The following is a 17462-nucleotide window of genomic DNA, read 5'->3' on the forward strand; positions in this document are numbered from 1 at the left end:
TTCATGCTTCAGGATATCGCGCCCCACAGCTTTCACAATGAATTCAAGGTTCCGCCCCCGCCGCCGGAGGGCGGCGATTCGGCGGTGCTGTTTCACGAAGGGAACGTGCTTCTGACGGGGGAGGGGAGCTTTCCCTCAGTGGCTGAGGTGCTGGCGCTGGGCGCGGAGGAGGAGAAGCTGATTTATCTCTTCTCCGTGGACGAGCAGCGGTTTTACCTGCTGGAGGGACCGTCCGAGAGCATTCGCTCCGGGCTGAAGACGACGTCCCCGGCGGTGTTTCGCCGCATGGAGCCGCCGTTTCTCCGCCTTGTGGGAGCCACGGCGATGCACCTTGCAAACTGGTACCGCGCCAATCGCTTCTGCGGCTTCTGCGGTGCGCCCACGGTCCGGGACGATAAGGAGCGGGCCATGCGCTGCGCTGATTGCGGGGCGCTGGTCTATCCCCGCATCAATCCCGCGGTGGTGGTGGCCGTGCGAAACGGAGAAAAACTGCTGCTGATCCGCTACGCCGACCGGCCCATGGTGGCGCAGTACGCCCTAATTGCCGGGTTTACCGAGATTGGGGAAACCATGGCTGAGACTGCCCGACGGGAGGTCATGGAGGAAGTGGGCCTGCGGGTGAAAAACGTGCGGTACCATGCCGACCAGCCATGGGGCTTTGCGGGCAACCAGATGGTGGGCTTCTGGGCCGAGCTGGACGGGGACGACACCGTCACGCTGGACACCCGGGAGGTGAACGAGGCCGTCTGGCTGCGCCGGGAAGAGGTTCCCGAAAGCCACGACCCCATTGATCTGACACATACCATGACGGAGCTGTTCCGTCTGGGAAAGGACCCCCGCTGACGGGACTACCATTACATTGGAGAAACTTTCCGCTTTCTCCCAAAAGTAAACGCAGACCGGTGAAAGCAGGTGCAGAATGCCGAGGGCCATGGGGATGGGCAGAGCGCCGAAAGCGAACATAAAGCGGCAAAAGGAAATGAGAAGCGGCAAAACGTCCCCGCAAAAGCCTGCACCCGCCGGTGCGGGGTGTTAAAAAAGGAACAGGAGCGTCTCTCCCATGGGAGAGACGCTCCTGCTTTTTTTGCACGGTTGCGGTGTACTGGGACGAAACTTCCCGGAGAGCCTCCTCAGGCCAGCTCCGCCTGCCCGGTGTAGAGCCGGTAGTAGCGGCCCTGTTGGTCCAGCAGGTCGTTGTGTCCGCCCCGCTCGATGATTTCGCCCTGCTCCAGCACCAGAATGGCCTGAGAGTTGCGGACGGTGGAAAGGCGGTGGGCGATGACAAACACCGTGCGCCCCGCCATCAACTGGTCCATGCCTTTTTCAATCAGCTTTTCCGTCCGGGTGTCGATGGAGCTGGTGGCTTCGTCCAGAATCAGCACGGGGGGATTGGACAGCGCCGCCCGCGCGATGTTCAAAAGCTGACGCTCACCCTGACTGAGACTGCCGCCGTCCCCGGAGAGAACGGTTGCATAGCCCTGAGGCAGGTGGCGGATAAACCCGTCCGCGTTGGCAAGCTTTGCCGCGGCTTCCACCTCTTCGTCTGTGGCGTCCAGCCTGCCGTACCGGATATTGTCCGCCACGGTGCCGCTGAACAGGTGAGTGTCCTGCAAGACAACGCCAAGAGATTTACGAAGGGAGTCCTTTTCAATATCCCGGATGTCGATTCCGTCGTAGGTGATGGTTCCGCTGTCAAGCTCGTAAAACCGGTTGATGAGATTTGTAATCGTGGTTTTGCCCGCGCCGGTGGAGCCTACCAGCGCAATTTTTTGCCCCGGCTCGGCGTAGAGGGAGATGCCGTTCAAGATCGTCTTGCTGCCGTCATAGCTGAACACCACATGGTCAAACCGCACATCGCCCCGGACCGGAATCAGCGCACCGTCGGGCTTTTTCCAGGCCCATGCGCCGGTTTCAATGTCGGTTTCCTCGATGCGGTTTCCGGAAAGGCATTTTGCCCGGACCAGAGTGACCTTGCCGGAATTTTGCTCCGGCTCCGTCTCCATGACCTCGAAAATGCGCTCCGCGCCCGCCACCGCCGCCAGAAGGACATTCACCTGCTGGGACACCTGACTGACGGGCTGAGACACCTGACGGGTGTACTGCAAAAAGGCCGCAAGGCCGCCCAAGTCGCCGCTGCGAATGGCAAGAAGCGCACCCGCCATGCAGGTGACGGCATAGTTTAAATAGCTGAGGTTGCCCATCACTGGCATCATGGCCCCGGCAAAGCTCTGGGCGCTGGTGGATGCCTGCCGGTAGGCTTCGTTCCGCTCCCGGAAACCCTCAATTGCGGCGGGCTCGTGGTTGAAGACCTTGATGACCTTCTGGCCCTCGGTCATCTCCTCAATATAGCCGTTCACCGCGCCGATGGCCTTTTGCTGGGCGGTGAAGCTTTTACGGCTCCGTCCGCCGATGCCCCGCACCGCCGCCAGCATCACCGCCAGCACGGCAAAGGTAATGCATGTGAGCAGGGGGCTGATATAAAGCATCATGGCAAGCGTTCCCAAGAAGGTGGCTGCGGAGGAAATCAGGGAGGCAAAGGAGTTGTTGATGGCCTCGCTGACGTTGTCAATGTCGTTGGTAAAGCGGCTCATCAGCTCGCCGTGGGTGTGGGCGTCGAAATACTTCAGGGGCAGGGTTTGCAGCTTTGCAAACAAATCCCGCCGCAGAGCCGCCACGGTGCTTTGGGAAATCCGGACCATCATCCGGGCATAGGCAAAGCTCAATCCCGCGCCGAGAAGATAGATGCCCCCCATCACGGCCAGCATTTTTGCAAGACCGGGAAAGTTGCCGGGGAGAATATAGTCGTTGATCAGCGGGCGCATCAGATAGGACCCGCCCACACTGCATGCCGAGCTGAGGAGAATACAAACCGCCACCAGTGCCAGCCGGAGCTTATAACGGCCGAGATAGCCCATCAGCCTGCCCACGGTGCCCCGCAGGTTTTTGGGCTTTTGATAGCCGCCCTGATTGGGGCCGCCCCGGGGGACGGGAGCGCGATTTGCGCCGTTTTTTTGTTCAGCCACCGATGCTCACTCCTTCCTGCTGGGACAGATAGACGTCCTGATAAATGTCACAGGTTTTCATCAATTTCTCGTGGGAACCCTGGGCCACCACCCGGCCCTTATCCAGCACCAGAATCAAATTCGCATCCGCGATGGAGGAAATCCGCTGGGCGATGATCAGCTTTGTGGTGCCCGGCAGGTCCCGGCGGAAGGCCTCGCGGATTTTCGCGTCCGTGGCGGTGTCCACGGCGCTGGTGGAATCGTCCAGAATCAATATTTTCGGCTGCTTCAAAATGGCCCGGGCAATGCACAGCCGCTGCTTCTGCCCGCCGGAGACGTTTACGCCGCCCTGACCAAGGTCGGTGTCCAGCCCCTCGGGCATCCGGTCTAAAAATTCGTCCGCACAGGCGGAGCGGCAGGCCGCGAGAAGCTGCTCCTCCGTGGCGTCGGGATTGCCCCAGAGAAGATTTTCCCGAATGGTACCGGAAAAAAGCGTGTTTTTTTGCAGTACCACGGACACTGCGTCCCGGAGGTGCTCCATGGTGTAGTCCGCCACGGGGCGGCTTCCTACGAAAACCGTGCCTTTTTGAGCCTCGTACAGCCGGGGAATCAGAGAAACGAGGGTGGATTTTCCGCTGCCGGTGCCTCCCAGAATGCCCACGGTGGACCCGGCGGGGATGTGAAGACTCACATCTTCGAGCACCCACCCGGCGCTCTCGTCGTTGTACCGGAAGCTTACATTCTCAAAATCCACGGAGCCGGACTCCACCGACGCACCGGACTGTGCCTGCGCGTCGGTGACGGCGGGAACCTCGTCCAGCACCTCACAGATGCGCTTTGCGCAGGCGATGGAACGGGACATCATCATAAAAATCATGGAAACCATCATCAGGGAAATCAAAATTTCCGTGATGTAGGAGAAAAAGGCGGTAAGACCGCCTACCTCCATGGTCCCGGCGAAAACCATTTTCCCGCCGAACCACATGACGGCGATAATGGTGCCGTAGATAATCAGCATCATCACGGGCATGTTCACCACCACCGCGCCAAAGGCTTTTTCGGAGGTTTCCCGCAGGCCGTTGTTCCGCTTGGCGAATTTCTCCTTTTCATACGCCTCGCGGACAAAGGACTTTACCACCCGGATACCGGTGAGGTTCTCCTGCACCACCAGGTTCACATCGTCGGTTTTCTCCTGAAGCTGGCGAAACAGGGGGCCAACCTTTGTCATCAGCAGAACCACGAAAATCACAAGAAGCGGAATCGCCGCCAGAAACACGCGGGAGAGCTGACTGCTCAGCCGCACAGCCAGCACCAGCGCCGCCACCAGCATCACCGGCGCCCGGACCAGCAGCCGCATGCTCATCATCAGTGTCATCTCTAAAACCCGCACGTCGCTGGTCAGTCGGGTCACAAGAGATGCGGTGGAAAACTTTTCGATGTTGGAAAACGAAAAGTCCTGCACCCGGGCGTATTCCGCCGTCCGAAGGTTTGCGCCGAAGCCCATGCCCGCCCGGGCGGAGGATGCGGCGCTGCCAAGGCCGAAAGCCATGGCCACCGCCGCCAGGACCACCATCAAAAGGCCCTTGCGCACAATAAAGCCCGTGTCGGCATTGGCAACGCCGATGTCCACGATGTCGGCCATCACCAGCGGAATGAGAAGCTGGAAGACAGCGTCCATGGCGGAGCAGGCGATGCCCAGCGCGATCCATGGCCGATAGCCCTTTGTATATGGCAGGAGTTTTTTCACCATTTTTTCCGGTCCTCCTCTAAATTCTGAATCATGCGATTGACAAGGGTATGAAACTGGGCCAACTCCTCGGCGGTGAAGGCGGATTCCAAAAGGCGCTCCGTCTCCCGCATTTCCTGATGCAGCTGCTCCAGCCGCGCCTGCCCCGTATCGGTCAGGGCCACAAGACGGCGGCGGGCGTCCGCCTGGTCGGCGCTGCGCACGATCAGTTCCCGCTCCACCATACGGTCCACAATGCCGTTGACCGTGGAGGGCTTTACCCGCAGATGCTCACCCAGCGCCTGCTGGGTGGACTGGCCGCCCTGATGGGCGAGATATATCATGACATGGGCCTGAAGAGGCGTCACGTCGTATTTTGCCATGCGTGCGTCCCCCCGCTCACGGAACAAATGGGCTGCGCAGCCGATGGACCGGCCGAGAGATTTCATATCTTCCATACTGCTGTTCCTTTCAAAATTTATTACGCAGGCTAATTATTAGCGTGCTAAACAATAACACGCTTTCGAAAAGTTGTCAATACGCAATTTTGGATTTTATTTGAACGTATTGTGAACAAATTTTGAAAAAAATCCCTGTTTGTAAACAAACTATGAAAGGTGCCCTTAGGCCGTTGACTTTTCTCCGGCCCGACGTTATTATGAACACATCAAGCGGAACACTTGATACATTTCTCCAATTTCTCCCTCTCCTTTCTCTATACCATACAGGCAAAGCGGACGGCTGGCAGGCCGTCCGCTTTGTCGTGTTCCGCCACAAAAGACCCGGCGCAAGCCGGGCCTTTTTGGTGGGCCGCCATTCAGATTACATAGTTGCCGCCGGAATCGGAGGCTGTCAGATCGGCCACCGTGATGTTGTCCAGATAGTCGCGGATGACCTTGTCCAATCCGCGCCACATGGGAAGCGTCCGGCATTCTGACATTCTGGGGCAGGAGACGGACTCCCCCTCCAGACAGGCGACGGGGGCAAGCGATTCCTCCGTCAGGCGCAAAACAGCGCCCACGGAATACTCCTCAGGAGACTTTGTCAGGCGATACCCGCCGCCTTTGCCCCGCAGCCCGGTCAGTATTTTTCCCTTGACCAGAAGCTTGATGATGCTCTCCAGATATTTCTCTGAGATATCCTGCCGCTCCGCAACCTCTTTCAAAGGGACATACCCCTCTGTCCGGTGCTCGGCCAAATCAATCATCACCCGCAGGGCATAGCGGCCCTTTGTTGAAATCAGCATATAAAATTCCTCCAGATGTGATAAACCTATTATATAATACGGTTAGTGGGGAATCAACTGAAAGCTTTGGAAATTTTTTTCCTGCTGCCTATTGACAAATTCAAAAAGAATGCTTATAATCCATATTAACCTACTTGAAAGGTTGGTAATGATATATGAAGTTCATACTGTCTCTGCCCGACGGTTTTCGATGTTGCCCCGCTTCCCGCACTTGGAGAGAAGCGTCCCGCTGAATCGCAAAAATCACATCGAATGAAATATAGGAGGAACAGACAATGAGCAATATTTATACTTCCGCCGATCAACTGATCGGAAAGACCCCGCTGCTGGAGCTGAGCCACATTGAGAAGGAGGAAGGGCTGGAGGCCCGGATTCTGGGCAAGCTGGAATACTTCAATCCCGCAGGCAGTGTGAAGGACCGCATCGCAAAGGCCATGATTGACGATGCGGAGGCCAGCGGCAAGCTGAAGCCCGGTTCCGTCATCATCGAGCCTACCTCCGGCAACACCGGCATCGGTCTTGCCTCCGTGGCGGCCGCCCGGGGCTATCGCATTATCATTGTCATGCCGGAAACCATGAGCGTGGAGCGCCGTCAGCTGATGAAGGCCTATGGCGCAGAGCTGGTGCTTACCGAAGGGGCAAAGGGCATGAAGGGTGCCATTGCCAAGGCGGAGGAGCTGGCGGCAGAGACGCCCGACAGCTTCATTCCCGGCCAGTTTGTCAACCCCGCCAACCCGGCGGTCCACAAGGAGTTCACCGGCCCGGAAATCTGGGAGGACACCGACGGAACCGTGGATATCTTTGTGGCGGGTGTCGGCACCGGCGGCACTGTCACCGGCGTGGGTGAATATCTCCGTGAGAAGAACCCCAATGTGAAAATCGTGGCGGTGGAGCCTGCGGCCTCTCCCGTGCTGGGCGGAGGCGCACCGGGAAGTCATAAGATTCAGGGCATCGGCGCGGGCTTTATCCCCGACGTGCTGAATACCTCGGTGTATGACGAGGTGATTCCCGTGGAGAACGACGACGCTTTTGCCGAGGGCAGAAGAATCGGCAGAGCGGAGGGCGTTCTGGTGGGCATTTCTTCCGGCGCCGCCGTTTGGGCCGCCGTGCAGCTTGCCAAGCGGCCGGAGAACAAGGGCAAGACCATCGTGGCCCTGCTGCCGGACACCGGCGACCGTTATCTTTCCACTCCGCTGTTTGCAGACTAAAAGGCTTTGTCTGGGACTGCCGCCTATGTGCGGCGGTCCCGGATTTTTTTGCGCATTTCCGGTCCTTTCTCCAAAAGTCTCCGATGGAATACCCTACCAGTTATAAATGGCGGCAAGTTCGCAAAAACTTCACAGGTGCGTACTTGCAAAATTTCTTGTTTATGGTAAGATAGACAGAACAAACTGCCGGTTGCGGAGATGCACCGGTGAAAATCTGTCATCAGGAGGTGGGACCATGGAGATTCATGAGTCGGCGGAGGACTATTTGGAGTCCATTTTGGTCGTGCAGGAGAGATTGGGGTCCGTGCGCTCCATTGACATTGTGAACGATTTGGGCTATTCCAAGCCCAGCGTCAGCATTGCCATGAAAAAGCTGCGGGAAAGCGGCTACATCTCCATGGCCGAGGACGGAACGATTACGCTGAGCGATACCGGCATGGAGGTTGCTTCCCGAGTTTACCGGCGGCACAGAACGCTGACGGAGCTGTTTACGTTCCTGGGCGTGCCCCCTGAGATCGCCGCGGAGGATGCCTGCCGGGTGGAGCACGATCTCCACGAAGAGACGTTTGCCCGGGTCAAGGAGTTTTTGGAGAGGGCAAAATCAGACAAAGGCTCCGTCTGAGGGCGCAGGGCCTGCGGGGACCGGAGAAGGAGAAAGCAATGGATTACGCGAAGGAATCGCTTCGGCTCCACGGGGAGTGGAAGGGAAAAATTGAGGTGGTGGCCGCCGTTCCGGTGGCCACGCGGGAGGATTTGTCGCTGGCCTATACCCCCGGCGTGGCCCAGCCCTGTCTGGAGATTCAAAAGAATCCGGACAAGAGCTACGAGCTGACCCGGCGGCACAATTTATGTCTGGTGGTCACGGACGGCAGCGCCGTGCTGGGCCTGGGGGACATCGGCCCGGAGGCGGGCATGCCCGTAATGGAGGGCAAGTGCGTGCTGTTTAAGGCCTTCGGCGGAGTGGACGCGTTTCCCTTGTGCGTGAAAAGCCATGACGTGGACGAGTTTGTCAACACTGTGTATCAGATTTCCGGCAGCTTCGGCGGCGTGAATCTGGAGGATATTGCCGCGCCCCGCTGCTTTGAAATTGAGCGGAAGCTGAAAGAAAAGTGCGATATCCCCATCTTCCACGACGATCAGCACGGCACCGCCGTCATCACGCTGGCGGGACTTCAAAACGCGCTGAAGGTGGTTGGAAAGCATCTGGCGGACGTGAAAATCGCGGTGAACGGCGCGGGCGCCGCCGCCGTGGCGGTGACAAAGCTGCTGCTTGCGGCAGGGGCGAAGGACATCGTCCTGTGCGACCGAACGGGAATCATCTACAAGGGCCGGGAAACCGGCATGAACTGGATTAAAACCGAGCTGGCAGAGGTTACAAATCCCCGGAATCTCCGTGGCGGGCTTCAGGAGGCTGTGGCGGGTGCGGATGTATGCATCGGCGTGTCGGCTCCCGGCTCCGTGACGGCAGAAATGGTGCGCTCCATGGCGGAGGATGCGATTATCTTTGCCTGTGCCAACCCCACGCCGGAGATTTTCCCCGACGAGGCGAAAGCCGCCGGGGCGCGGGTGGTGGCCACCGGGCGCAGCGACTATCCCAATCAGATCAATAACGTTCTGGCATTCCCCGGCATTTTCCGGGGGGCCTTTGACGTGCGGGCCAGCGACATCAACGAGGGAATGAAGATGGCTGCTGCGCAGGCGCTGGCGGAGCTGATTTCCGATGACGAGCTGAACGAGGACTATATTATCCCCGCGGCTTTTGACCCCCGGGTGGGTCCGGCGGTGGCGAAAGCTGTGGCGGAAGCGGCCCGGAAAACCGGCGTTGCCCGCATCTGAGGTGCGTCGTCGATAACCTTTCCCGGCGAGGCGGTAGGGTCGAGACGGTAATTTTTTGACAGATCCGTATTGCCGCATTCCAACCGGCAGTCCCGATAAGGAAATTCTCCCAAGTGTCGGAAGAATACCCACAGGGCGGATTTCCAGCAAAAATTCGCAGAAGAAGTGCAAAAAGCAGGACAGAGGCCTCGGCCTCTGTCCTGCTTTTTAATCTGTCCTGTCCATTTGCATGGCTTTCGCCTGAAAAGTTTCTCCGGCCAACGATGCAGACACGTTTAAAGACAGACGGAATGAAAGGCAATTTGCCCAGTGACACCCTTACTTTCTTGCCTTGAATCCCCGGGCATACTGCTCCGGCCAAGGGTATTCCACGTTCAGGTCCCGGGCTGTATGAAGAACCCAATAGGGATCCCGTAAAAGCTCACGGCCTAAAGCAATCAGGTCTGCCCGGCCCTCGCCCAGAATCTGCTGGGCCTGATGGGCCTCGGTAATCAGGCCCACGGTAATCACAGGCAGGCCGGAGGACTGCTTCAAAATTTCCGCGGCTCTTACCTGATAGCCGGGATAGATTGCCGTCGGCGGTGTGGGCATCACGCCCCCCGAGCTGACGTCTACCACGTCGATATATGGCTTCACCAGCTCTACAATTTTGCTCATTTCCTCCGGGTGAATGCCCTCCGGCTCATAATCCTCGGCGGAGACGCGCAAAAGCACGGGCTTTTCCGCGGGCCAGACCTCGTGCACCGCCCGCAGGACTTCCAGCAGGAAGCGGCAGCGGTTTTCCGTGGAACCGCCGTAGCCGTCCGTGCGGCGGTTGGTGAGGGGGGAGAGAAATTCGTTTAGCAAATATCCGTGAGCCCCGTGGATTTCCAGAGCGTCAAAGCCGATGGACGCAGCCCGGGCCGCCGCGCTGCGAAATGCCTGTACCACGTCCCCAATCTCCTCCTCCGTCATCTCCTTGGGCATAGGGGACGTTTCCTCAAAGGGGATGGCGCTGGGGGCAAAAATCATTTTCTCCTTCGCCTCGCACTTGCGTCCCGCGTGGTTGAGCTGAATGGCTATTTTTGCCCCGTATTTCTGGCAGGCGGCAACAATTGGCTTCATCGCCTCGGCCTGCTGGTCGTTCCAAAGGCCAAGGCATCGGTCGGAAATGCGGCCCGGGGGCAGCACGCCTGTGGCCTCGATGATGATCAGCCCCGCGCCGCCCAAGGCCCGGGAGGTATAGTGGGTGAAGTGGAAGTCCGTAGGTACGCCGTCACCTTCGGTGCTGTACATACACATGGGAGGCATGACGATTCGGTTGCGCAGCGTCATGTTTTTTACAGTGAGTGTGTTGAACAGGTTCATAGGTCGTTCTCCCTTCTGCCGTAAGGCCCCAAAAATTACCTGAAATGATATGGCTATCATAGCACGGACAGGCAACAGATGCAATGAGAAGGTGGGGGAAGACATGTCATTCCCCGGAAAAAGCGCCCCCAACCGTGCCCGACCGGCTGACGAGCTGCGGAGAAGAAATAGAGCAAAAAAGCGGCCATACCTCTACGGATATGGCCGCTTTAAAAAGCTGTGTATATGCAATTGGTTTTGGCAGAATGCATCCGGCGCTTAATCATCGGAGCGCGTTCCACCCTCTGCGGAATCAGGGACGCCGCGAAAACTGAAGACTCTGTTCCTGCCGGATTGCTTGGCGCGGTACATGGCGCAGTCAGCCTCGCGCTGAATGTCCGCAATAGACTGGTGGGACTCGCTTTTAAATGCCACACCAATGCTGGCGGTGATCTTTACCAGACTGTTTTCCACCTTGATCTCCATCTGCTCGATTTCCCGGCGGAGCGTTTCGGCAAGGACGATGGCATCATTGTGACCGGTTTCCGGAAGGAACAGAGAAAATTCTTCTCCACCCACACGGCCGATCAAATCGTTCTTTCTGCAAGTCTGCCTGATACATTTGGCAGCGCTTGAAAGGACCATGTCCCCCGCGCCGTGACCATAGGTATCGTTGATTCTTTTAAAATGGTCCAAATCCAGAAACAGAACGGAACAGGGGGCATCGGATACTTGCCCGGAAAGCAGCTTTTTTTCGGCTTCTTCGTAATAGGTGCGCGGGTTTAAGACGCCTGTCAAATCATCATATCTTGACAGGGAAAGGAGCTTTCGGTTTGTTTCCTCCAGCTGCTGCTCCAATTCTTTTGTCTTGGTAATATCCATCAATGCAACCATTTCCCCGATTGCATATCCGGTGTCGTTCCGCAGTGGGCGGACGGAGACATAGAAGGTTTTCCCCTCAATGACCACCTCATGGTCTGGGACCTCCTGATTGGCGTCAAACATACGAAAATCACGAATAATATTTCTGCCGCTCTCTTTGCTCATCTCTTCAACTTTTCGACCGATCAGCTCTTCGCTGCGGGAGCCGCTGATGGACGCAAGCGCTTGATTGACTGCTACATGTTCGCCATTTCGGTTGAGCAGCACCATTGCCACCGGCATGGATTCAAACAGCGTTTCAATTGAAATTGACGTATTCATAATTGTAATTTCTTTCATAACAGCACCCTTTTCCATTCGGTTCAAGGCTCATCAAAATTCCATTTATCGGCAGAAGTAAACGATTGCAATGATAAAAACGACTGTCAACCGTCATCTGAATGCTCTTATTCTACATCAATTCGGGAATGTGCGCAAGATTCGGAAATAATTCGTTGCTTATTTACGGATTGATCGCGCTGTATGACTGCGCAAAAAGGCTGTATGCAGCTCATTGCCATAAAAACCGGGCCGGGAGAAGCTCCCAATTAGAGAACTTTTCCCCGCCCGGCTCGCACTTACAGGGAGCAAACCGCGGCTTGCTCCTGCAATTCCGATATGCGGTGATACAGACCTCCCTGACGCATCAGCCTCTCCGGTGCGCCCGGGTCCACGTTCTACTGTGCAGGTGGCCCCATCGGAAATTGTACGTTTCAGAAGTTTCATGTGAATATAATTCCTCTTTCAACGGCAAGCCGTCCGGGGCTAAGACCTGTTACACCGCCGGTTGAATTGCCGCCATAAAGTAGCCCGCAAGCTCCTCCGGTGATTGCTCCATATCGTTTTTCAGCCACCACCGGACTACGCCCACAAAGCTGCCCGCGATGTGATCCATCAGAAAGTCTTCCGGCAACACAGCGCTCCTGCGCATACTCCCGCCGAGAATATGCCGGGTTACCAGCTCGTTGAAATACTCGTTAAAATAGCGCTGAAAAAGTTCCCCCTGCTCACAGGTTAAAAGAACTACCAGCATCCGCCCATGCTCACGCAGATGGTAGAAAAGATGGGTGACGATTGCCATTGGGTCACCCCGTGCCATGGAAAAATCGTGGGTTGGCTCCGCTTTGAGTGCTTTGGAAAAAACGTGGGCAAACATCTCTGCGCACATCTCCCGCAAAAGATCGTCCTTGGTGGGAAAATGCGCGTAAAAGGTGGTTCGGCCCACGTTGGCCCCGTCGATAATCTCCTGCACCGTAATCTGCGAATAGCTGCTGTGCAGCAGCAGCTCACTGAACGCATCAAAAATCGCATCTCTCGTTTTTCTCTGCCGTCTGTCCATATGTCCACCCTTTCGGAACAGTTTTATTGATTTATTCGGTAGCGCACATTCCGTAAAAACCGGTTCTTGTAACCGCCGTGTACGTTTGATACACTAACTAAAGAACAATCTGTTCGGTTACGAATTAATTGTACTGAAAATGAGTGGAATAATCAAGTGCCAATATAGGAGTGAGAGAATATGTTAAAAAAAACAAGTGATTTACTGACAGGATTAAAATGGACCCTTGTTTCCGGGGTATTTCTAGCATGCAGCCTGATTCTGCTGCTGACGAAAACGGAGCTTTCTGTGGATCCGGCGTGGGTAACGGTGGCGCTGTCCGGGTACCCGCTGGTGTATCAGGCGATTTTTAATCTCGCGTGCGAAAAACGGATATCCTCGGCGCTGTTGATTTCCATTGCTATGATTGCCTCTATTGCAATCGGAGAGGTCTTTGCCGCCGGTGAGGTGGCCTTTATTATGGCCATCGGCGAAATTCTGGAGGATAAAACCGTTGAACGGGCCAAAAAAGGCTTGAAAAAGCTGATTGGGCTGACGCCCGTACAGGGGAGAAGAATTCTTTCCAATGCGTCGGGAGACACGGAGGAGCTCATTTCGGCGGAGCAAATCCGCAAGGGCGATCTTCTTCGGGTTTTACCCGGCGAGGCCATTCCGGCGGACGGCGAAATCACGGTGGGAAACACCTCGGTTGACCAGTCCATTATGACGGGGGAATCCCTTCCTGTGGATAAAGGTCCGGGCGACAGCGTGTTTTGCGGAACCATTAACTGCTTTGGCGCGATTGACATTACCGCCGCCAGAGTTGGAGAGGATTCCTCTTTGCAAAAGCTGATTCGCATGGTGCAGGACGCGGAAAATAAGAAGGCGCCCATGCAGCGCATTGTGGACAAATGGGCGGCATGGCTTGTTCCTGCCGCGTTGGCCATCGCCGTGATTACCTTTATGGCAACGAAGGATATTATCCGGGCCGTGACGATTCTGGTGGTGTTCTGCCCGTGTGCGCTGGCACTGGCCACGCCGACCTCTATTATGGCCGCTGTGGGGCAGGCGACCAAGCACGGCGTGATTATCAAGTCCGGCGAAGCGCTGGAAAACATGGGAAAGGTAGACTGCATCGCTTTTGACAAAACCGGAACGCTGACCAACGGAAATCTTGTGGTGGCGGATATTCTCCCTCTGGTCGAAGAAGTCAGCCGGGAGAGGTTGCTGGAGCTGACCGCCGCCGCCGAGGCCTATTCCGAGCATCCGCTGGCAAAAGCGATTGTTGCCCACGCAAAGGAGCAGGGCGTTGTGGTGGAGAGCGCCGCTGATTTTCAAATGCTGCCCGGCAAAGGAATCACGGCCATGGTGGACGGGCAGGCACTGATTTGCGGCACCCTTGAGTTTTTGAAGGAAAAAGGCGTTTTGATGGACGAAGCCGTTGCCAGTCCGCTGGACGGGTTCTGCGCGCAAGGAAAGGCCGCCATTCTTGTTGGAAGGGAGCGGTCGCTGATCGGTGTGATTACCCTGTCGGATACCCTGCGGGAGTCGGCCCGGGATATGGTCGGAGAGCTCTGCGGTATGAATGCGGAGGTGGTGCTCCTCACGGGGGACCGTGCCCACACCGCGAAGTATTTTGCGGCGCAGGCCGGGATTCAGACGGTAAAAGCGGAGCTGCTTCCCCAGGGCAAGGTCGGCGCCATTGAGGAGCTGGAACGGCAGGGGCGAACGGTCTGCATGATTGGAGACGGCGTGAACGACGCGCCCGCGCTGAAAGCCGCCCGGGTGGGCGTTGCCATGGGCGGGATTGGAAGCGACATTGCCGTGGAGGCGGCGGATATTGCGCTGGTTGGCGACAACATTTCAAAGATTCCCTATCTCAAAAAGCTTTCCAACACCACGCTGCGGACCATTAAATTTAATATATCGCTGTCTATGACAATCAACCTCATTGCGGTGGTTCTCTCCATCGCCGCCGTGCTGAATCCGATTACCGGCGCGTTGGTACATAATGCCGGGTCCGTGCTGGTGGTGCTGAACGCGGCCCTGCTTTACGACCGAAAGCTTGCTTGAAACAGGGAAGGCAATGATAAACCTTTTCCCGCAGTTGCGGCTGACGGGTCCGAAAAATTTCTCACATACCGCAGGCAAGTGGGAAGGGAAGTCGGCACAAGTTGCGCCGCAGAAAAACGAAACCCGCCGCAGATATCAAAAAAGAAAGGAACCCTGATTTTTCAGGGCTCCTTTTTTATAAAGCTGGGTGCGGGAGAAAGGGTTTGTTATTGGAACAGATAGCTGGTCATGGAAAGCGAACCCAAGGTACAGGCGTCGTTGAAAACGGTCACGCGCTCCGCGTTTTCCGACGCGCCCAATACGTACAAAAGCGGCGCAAAGTGGTCCAGCGTTGGAACGGATATAGAGGCCGAAGAACCCGCCTGTTGATAATTGATCACGTTTTCATTTTGACGCGCCATCACATGTTCTTTAATATATGCGTCAAATTCCTCCGCCCAGGAATAGCCTCCATCCATGCCCCAATTCACCCGGGCAAGGTTGTGGACCACATTGCCGCTTCCAAAGATCAGAACGCCCTGCTCCTGAAGGGCGGAAAGCTCCCTGCCGATTTGATAATGCTCATGGGGGGAAATCCGGCTGTCGATGCTGAGCTGGAACACGGGGATATCGGCGTCCGGATAGATTCTGTGCAAAACGGACCACGTCCCGTGATCATGGCCCCAGGAATTATCAATCGTGACCTTGCGGGAGATCATGCTCTGGGTAAGGTGCGCAAGCTCCGGAGCGCCCTTGGCGGGATAGACAATTTTGTAAAGCTCGTCCGGAAAGCCATACATGTCATAGACGGTTCTGGGTGCCTGCGCGTCCGTGACCCGGCTGCCATTCGTAAACCAATGGGCGGACACGGCCAATATAGCGGTTGGCCGCGGAATTTTATTGCCAAGAGTTTTCCACTCTTCGACAAAGCGGTTTTCTTCAACTGCGTTCATAGGGGATCCGTGGCCGACAAATAATGCGGGCATTTACACACCATCTTTCTATACGATATACCAAAAGGGTAGCACAGATGAGTACAGAAATTCAAGCAGAAATTATGAACGACACCCCAATCGTTTCACAGTCTCCCATACTGAAAATAATGGAGGAGCCGTCCATGAAAGGGAGTGCCGTATAAAAAGCGCCGGTGCTGAATGAATGCGCGCCCTGTTCTGCGGAGTTGGAAAGAACGGCAGCGCGTTCAGCCCGGAAGTACCGGGACTTCTCAGCGCTTTAGCGATTACTTTATCGTATGTTCCAAAAGCGGAAAATACGCCGCTGCCGGAAAGGACTTGCCTGTCTACCCGGCCCAGCACCGTCCGGAGCATGGCGTAGGTCATGCCGCATCCTGTTTTTCCCATAGGGCGCCTCATTTCATGCCGGGTATTTCCGCTTGATCGGCCCGCTCATCCAGATAGTCTCGTTTGTAAAAGCCCAGTATCCCGGCAATCAGGGAAACCGGAAACATGCGGATTTCACGATTCAGCTTGGCCACGTTGTCGTTGTAAATCAGGCGGCTGGTGCGCACCATGCCCTCAAAGGTCTGCACCGCGCCCATGGTTTTGAGATAGCTCTGGTTTGCTTTCAGCTCCGGATATTGCTCCGTCACCGTGGAAATCCTGCCAAGGGCTTCAGAAATAACTCCCTCCTGGCGCTGCACCTCCTCCGGTGCAGATTTTGCCGTGATCACGTTTCTTTTGGATTTGATGGTTTCCATCAGCGTTTCGCTCTCATGCTTTGCATAGACCTTTGTCAAATGCAAAAGCGCCGTCAGCGCGTCGAATTGGCTGGACTGCTGCACGTCGATCTGGCTCATGGCGTTGCTGATATTTTCATCCAGCACCACCAGTCTGCGCTGGGTGGACACCGTCCATAAGACAAGCATTCCGGCAATGATAAGGACCGCGATGAACATTGACTGCATCGTGTGTTACCTCCCCGTTCTGTTTTTCAAAAGGCAGGGAGCCCATTGGACCCCCTGCCGGTTCCGGTCGGACAAAGACGCCGTCCGCAATATCTTTGCAGCCTGATTACGCGACGCCCATTGCGTCAAGGAAGCATCCCAGAGTTTCATCATAATCATCCGCCAGCGTGGATGCTGTTTCCAGCTTTGACGCGCCATTTTCCTTGCTGGCTTCATAGAGTATTTGCTGATATCCCGCAAGGGACTCTGCGCACGCGGTGAGCGCCGCCATCAGTACCGGTAATTTTTTACGTTTAGTCCTCCGTCTTCTATAAGGTCATGTATTGGAAATATTTTCTGACACTCAATTTATCAACTATTTTCCTGAGAATCCGCTTAGCGCATGAAACATGATTTTTTTGACATGAATCATTGTTTCGAAGCCTTGATTTTTAAAGGCGGAATCAAGCTGGAAAACAGAAGCACGGCAAAGGGGCGCTCCGCTGACGGAGCGCCCCTTTTATTTTGGGAGATGGGTATGTACTTCCGGTAGTCTGTTTAGCTGACGGGCTGGCCAATGGGACAGGAATCGTCGGCGAATAAAACCTTGCAGTCGTCCTGCTCCGGCACATCCACCGCAATCAGCATTCCCTCGCTTAAAATGCTGCAAAATTTGTGGGGCTTCAGGTTGACCAGCACAACGATTTTTTTACCCACCAGTTCCTCCGGCTTGTAATAAGAGCGGATGGTAGACATGATGGTGCGCCGGCGCTGCCCATCATCCACCGTGAGCTTCAAAAAGTTTCTGCTTTTCGCAACCTCTTCGCATGCGATGACTTGACATACCCGAAAATCGAGCTTCTGGAAATCCTCCAGTTCGATTTCCAGCTTAGTTTCCTCCAAAATGACTTCTTCCATAACTAC

General features: G+C 55.9%; 16 protein-coding genes. 5 read left to right on the top strand and 11 right to left on the bottom strand.

Annotated features, from left to right (window positions below; genetic code table 11):
* Positions 1-3 precede the first annotated feature (3 nt).
* On the top strand, positions 4-843 hold the full coding sequence (gene nudC, locus ABVS15_RS04835) for an NAD(+) diphosphatase (protein WP_369282625.1): 840 nt from the start codon (positions 4-6) through the stop codon (positions 841-843).
* A gap of 287 nt (positions 844-1130) precedes the next feature.
* On the opposite strand, the gene ABVS15_RS04840 is transcribed toward nudC, so the two are convergent.
* The 4 genes from ABVS15_RS04840 to ABVS15_RS04855 all read right to left on the bottom strand — a co-directional run bounded on the left by ABVS15_RS04840 (position 1131) and on the right by ABVS15_RS04855 (position 5974).
* The gene (locus ABVS15_RS04840; RefSeq protein WP_369282787.1) at positions 1131-2915 is read right to left on the bottom strand and encodes an ABC transporter ATP-binding protein; all 1785 of its coding nucleotides are present in this window, start codon (positions 2913-2915) and stop codon (positions 1131-1133) included.
* Between the two features lie 100 nt (positions 2916-3015).
* Positions 3016-4752, bottom strand: a complete 1737-nt coding sequence (locus tag ABVS15_RS04845; RefSeq protein WP_369282626.1) for an ABC transporter ATP-binding protein — start codon at positions 4750-4752, stop codon at positions 3016-3018.
* The gene (locus tag ABVS15_RS04850) at positions 4746-5186 is read right to left on the bottom strand and encodes a MarR family winged helix-turn-helix transcriptional regulator (RefSeq protein WP_369282627.1); all 441 of its coding nucleotides are present in this window, start codon (positions 5184-5186) and stop codon (positions 4746-4748) included. Before ABVS15_RS04850 ends, ABVS15_RS04845 begins: the two co-directional genes overlap by 7 nt.
* Before the next feature lie 359 nt (positions 5187-5545).
* Positions 5546-5974: an Rrf2 family transcriptional regulator gene (locus tag ABVS15_RS04855; protein WP_369282628.1), complete on the bottom strand. Its 429-nt coding sequence runs from the start codon at positions 5972-5974 to the stop codon at positions 5546-5548.
* A 275-nt stretch (positions 5975-6249) separates the two neighbouring features.
* Here ABVS15_RS04855 and cysK point away from each other — a divergent pair, with 275 nt between their 5' ends.
* From cysK to ABVS15_RS04870, 3 genes are all read left to right on the top strand, one after another.
* Positions 6250-7182, top strand: coding sequence for a cysteine synthase A (gene cysK, locus ABVS15_RS04860; protein ID WP_369282629.1), 933 nt, complete (start codon positions 6250-6252; stop codon positions 7180-7182).
* Between the two features lie 235 nt (positions 7183-7417).
* Positions 7418-7804: a metal-dependent transcriptional regulator gene (locus ABVS15_RS04865; RefSeq protein ID WP_369282630.1), complete on the top strand. Its 387-nt coding sequence runs from the start codon at positions 7418-7420 to the stop codon at positions 7802-7804.
* A gap of 38 nt (positions 7805-7842) precedes the next feature.
* The gene (locus tag ABVS15_RS04870) at positions 7843-9018 is read left to right on the top strand and encodes an NADP-dependent malic enzyme (RefSeq protein ID WP_369282631.1); all 1176 of its coding nucleotides are present in this window, start codon (positions 7843-7845) and stop codon (positions 9016-9018) included.
* 318 nt (positions 9019-9336) lie between these two features.
* Here the strand turns inward: ABVS15_RS04870 and namA are convergent, their stop codons facing one another.
* The 3 genes from namA to ABVS15_RS04885 form a co-directional block, all read right to left on the bottom strand.
* Positions 9337-10365 carry an NADPH dehydrogenase NamA gene (gene namA / locus ABVS15_RS04875; protein WP_369282632.1) on the bottom strand — a complete coding sequence of 343 codons (1029 nt, stop codon included), beginning with the start codon at positions 10363-10365 and terminating at the stop codon, positions 9337-9339.
* A gap of 258 nt (positions 10366-10623) precedes the next feature.
* Positions 10624-11565 (bottom strand): diguanylate cyclase, encoded by a 942-nt coding sequence (locus tag ABVS15_RS04880; protein ID WP_369282633.1) that lies wholly within the window; start codon positions 11563-11565, stop codon positions 10624-10626.
* Positions 11566-12040: 475 nt separating this feature from the next.
* Positions 12041-12604, bottom strand: a complete 564-nt coding sequence (locus tag ABVS15_RS04885; RefSeq protein WP_369282634.1) for a TetR/AcrR family transcriptional regulator — start codon at positions 12602-12604, stop codon at positions 12041-12043.
* 180 nt (positions 12605-12784) lie between these two features.
* Between ABVS15_RS04885 and ABVS15_RS04890 the strand changes: the two genes are divergently transcribed.
* Positions 12785-14656 (top strand): heavy metal translocating P-type ATPase, encoded by a 1872-nt coding sequence (locus tag ABVS15_RS04890; protein ID WP_369282635.1) that lies wholly within the window; start codon positions 12785-12787, stop codon positions 14654-14656.
* A 206-nt stretch (positions 14657-14862) separates the two neighbouring features.
* On the opposite strand, the gene ygiD is transcribed toward ABVS15_RS04890, so the two are convergent.
* The 4 genes from ygiD to metG form a co-directional block, all read right to left on the bottom strand.
* Entirely contained in the window at positions 14863-15621 is a 759-nt protein-coding gene (ygiD, locus tag ABVS15_RS04895) for a 4,5-DOPA dioxygenase extradiol (RefSeq protein ID WP_369282636.1), read from the bottom strand.
* Positions 15622-15690: 69 nt separating this feature from the next.
* The gene (locus ABVS15_RS04900; protein ID WP_369282637.1) at positions 15691-15996 is read right to left on the bottom strand and encodes a hypothetical protein; all 306 of its coding nucleotides are present in this window, start codon (positions 15994-15996) and stop codon (positions 15691-15693) included.
* 8 nt (positions 15997-16004) lie between these two features.
* On the bottom strand, positions 16005-16559 hold the full coding sequence (locus ABVS15_RS04905) for a LemA family protein (RefSeq protein ID WP_369282638.1): 555 nt from the start codon (positions 16557-16559) through the stop codon (positions 16005-16007).
* 537 nt (positions 16560-17096) lie between these two features.
* Positions 17097-17456, bottom strand: a complete 360-nt coding sequence (gene metG, locus ABVS15_RS04910) for a methionine--tRNA ligase subunit beta (protein ID WP_369282639.1) — start codon at positions 17454-17456, stop codon at positions 17097-17099.
* Between the last annotated feature and the right edge of the window lie 6 nt (positions 17457-17462).

The organism is Oscillibacter sp. GMB15532 (assembly GCF_041020825.1).
GTDB lineage: Bacteria > Bacillota > Clostridia > Oscillospirales > Oscillospiraceae > Oscillibacter.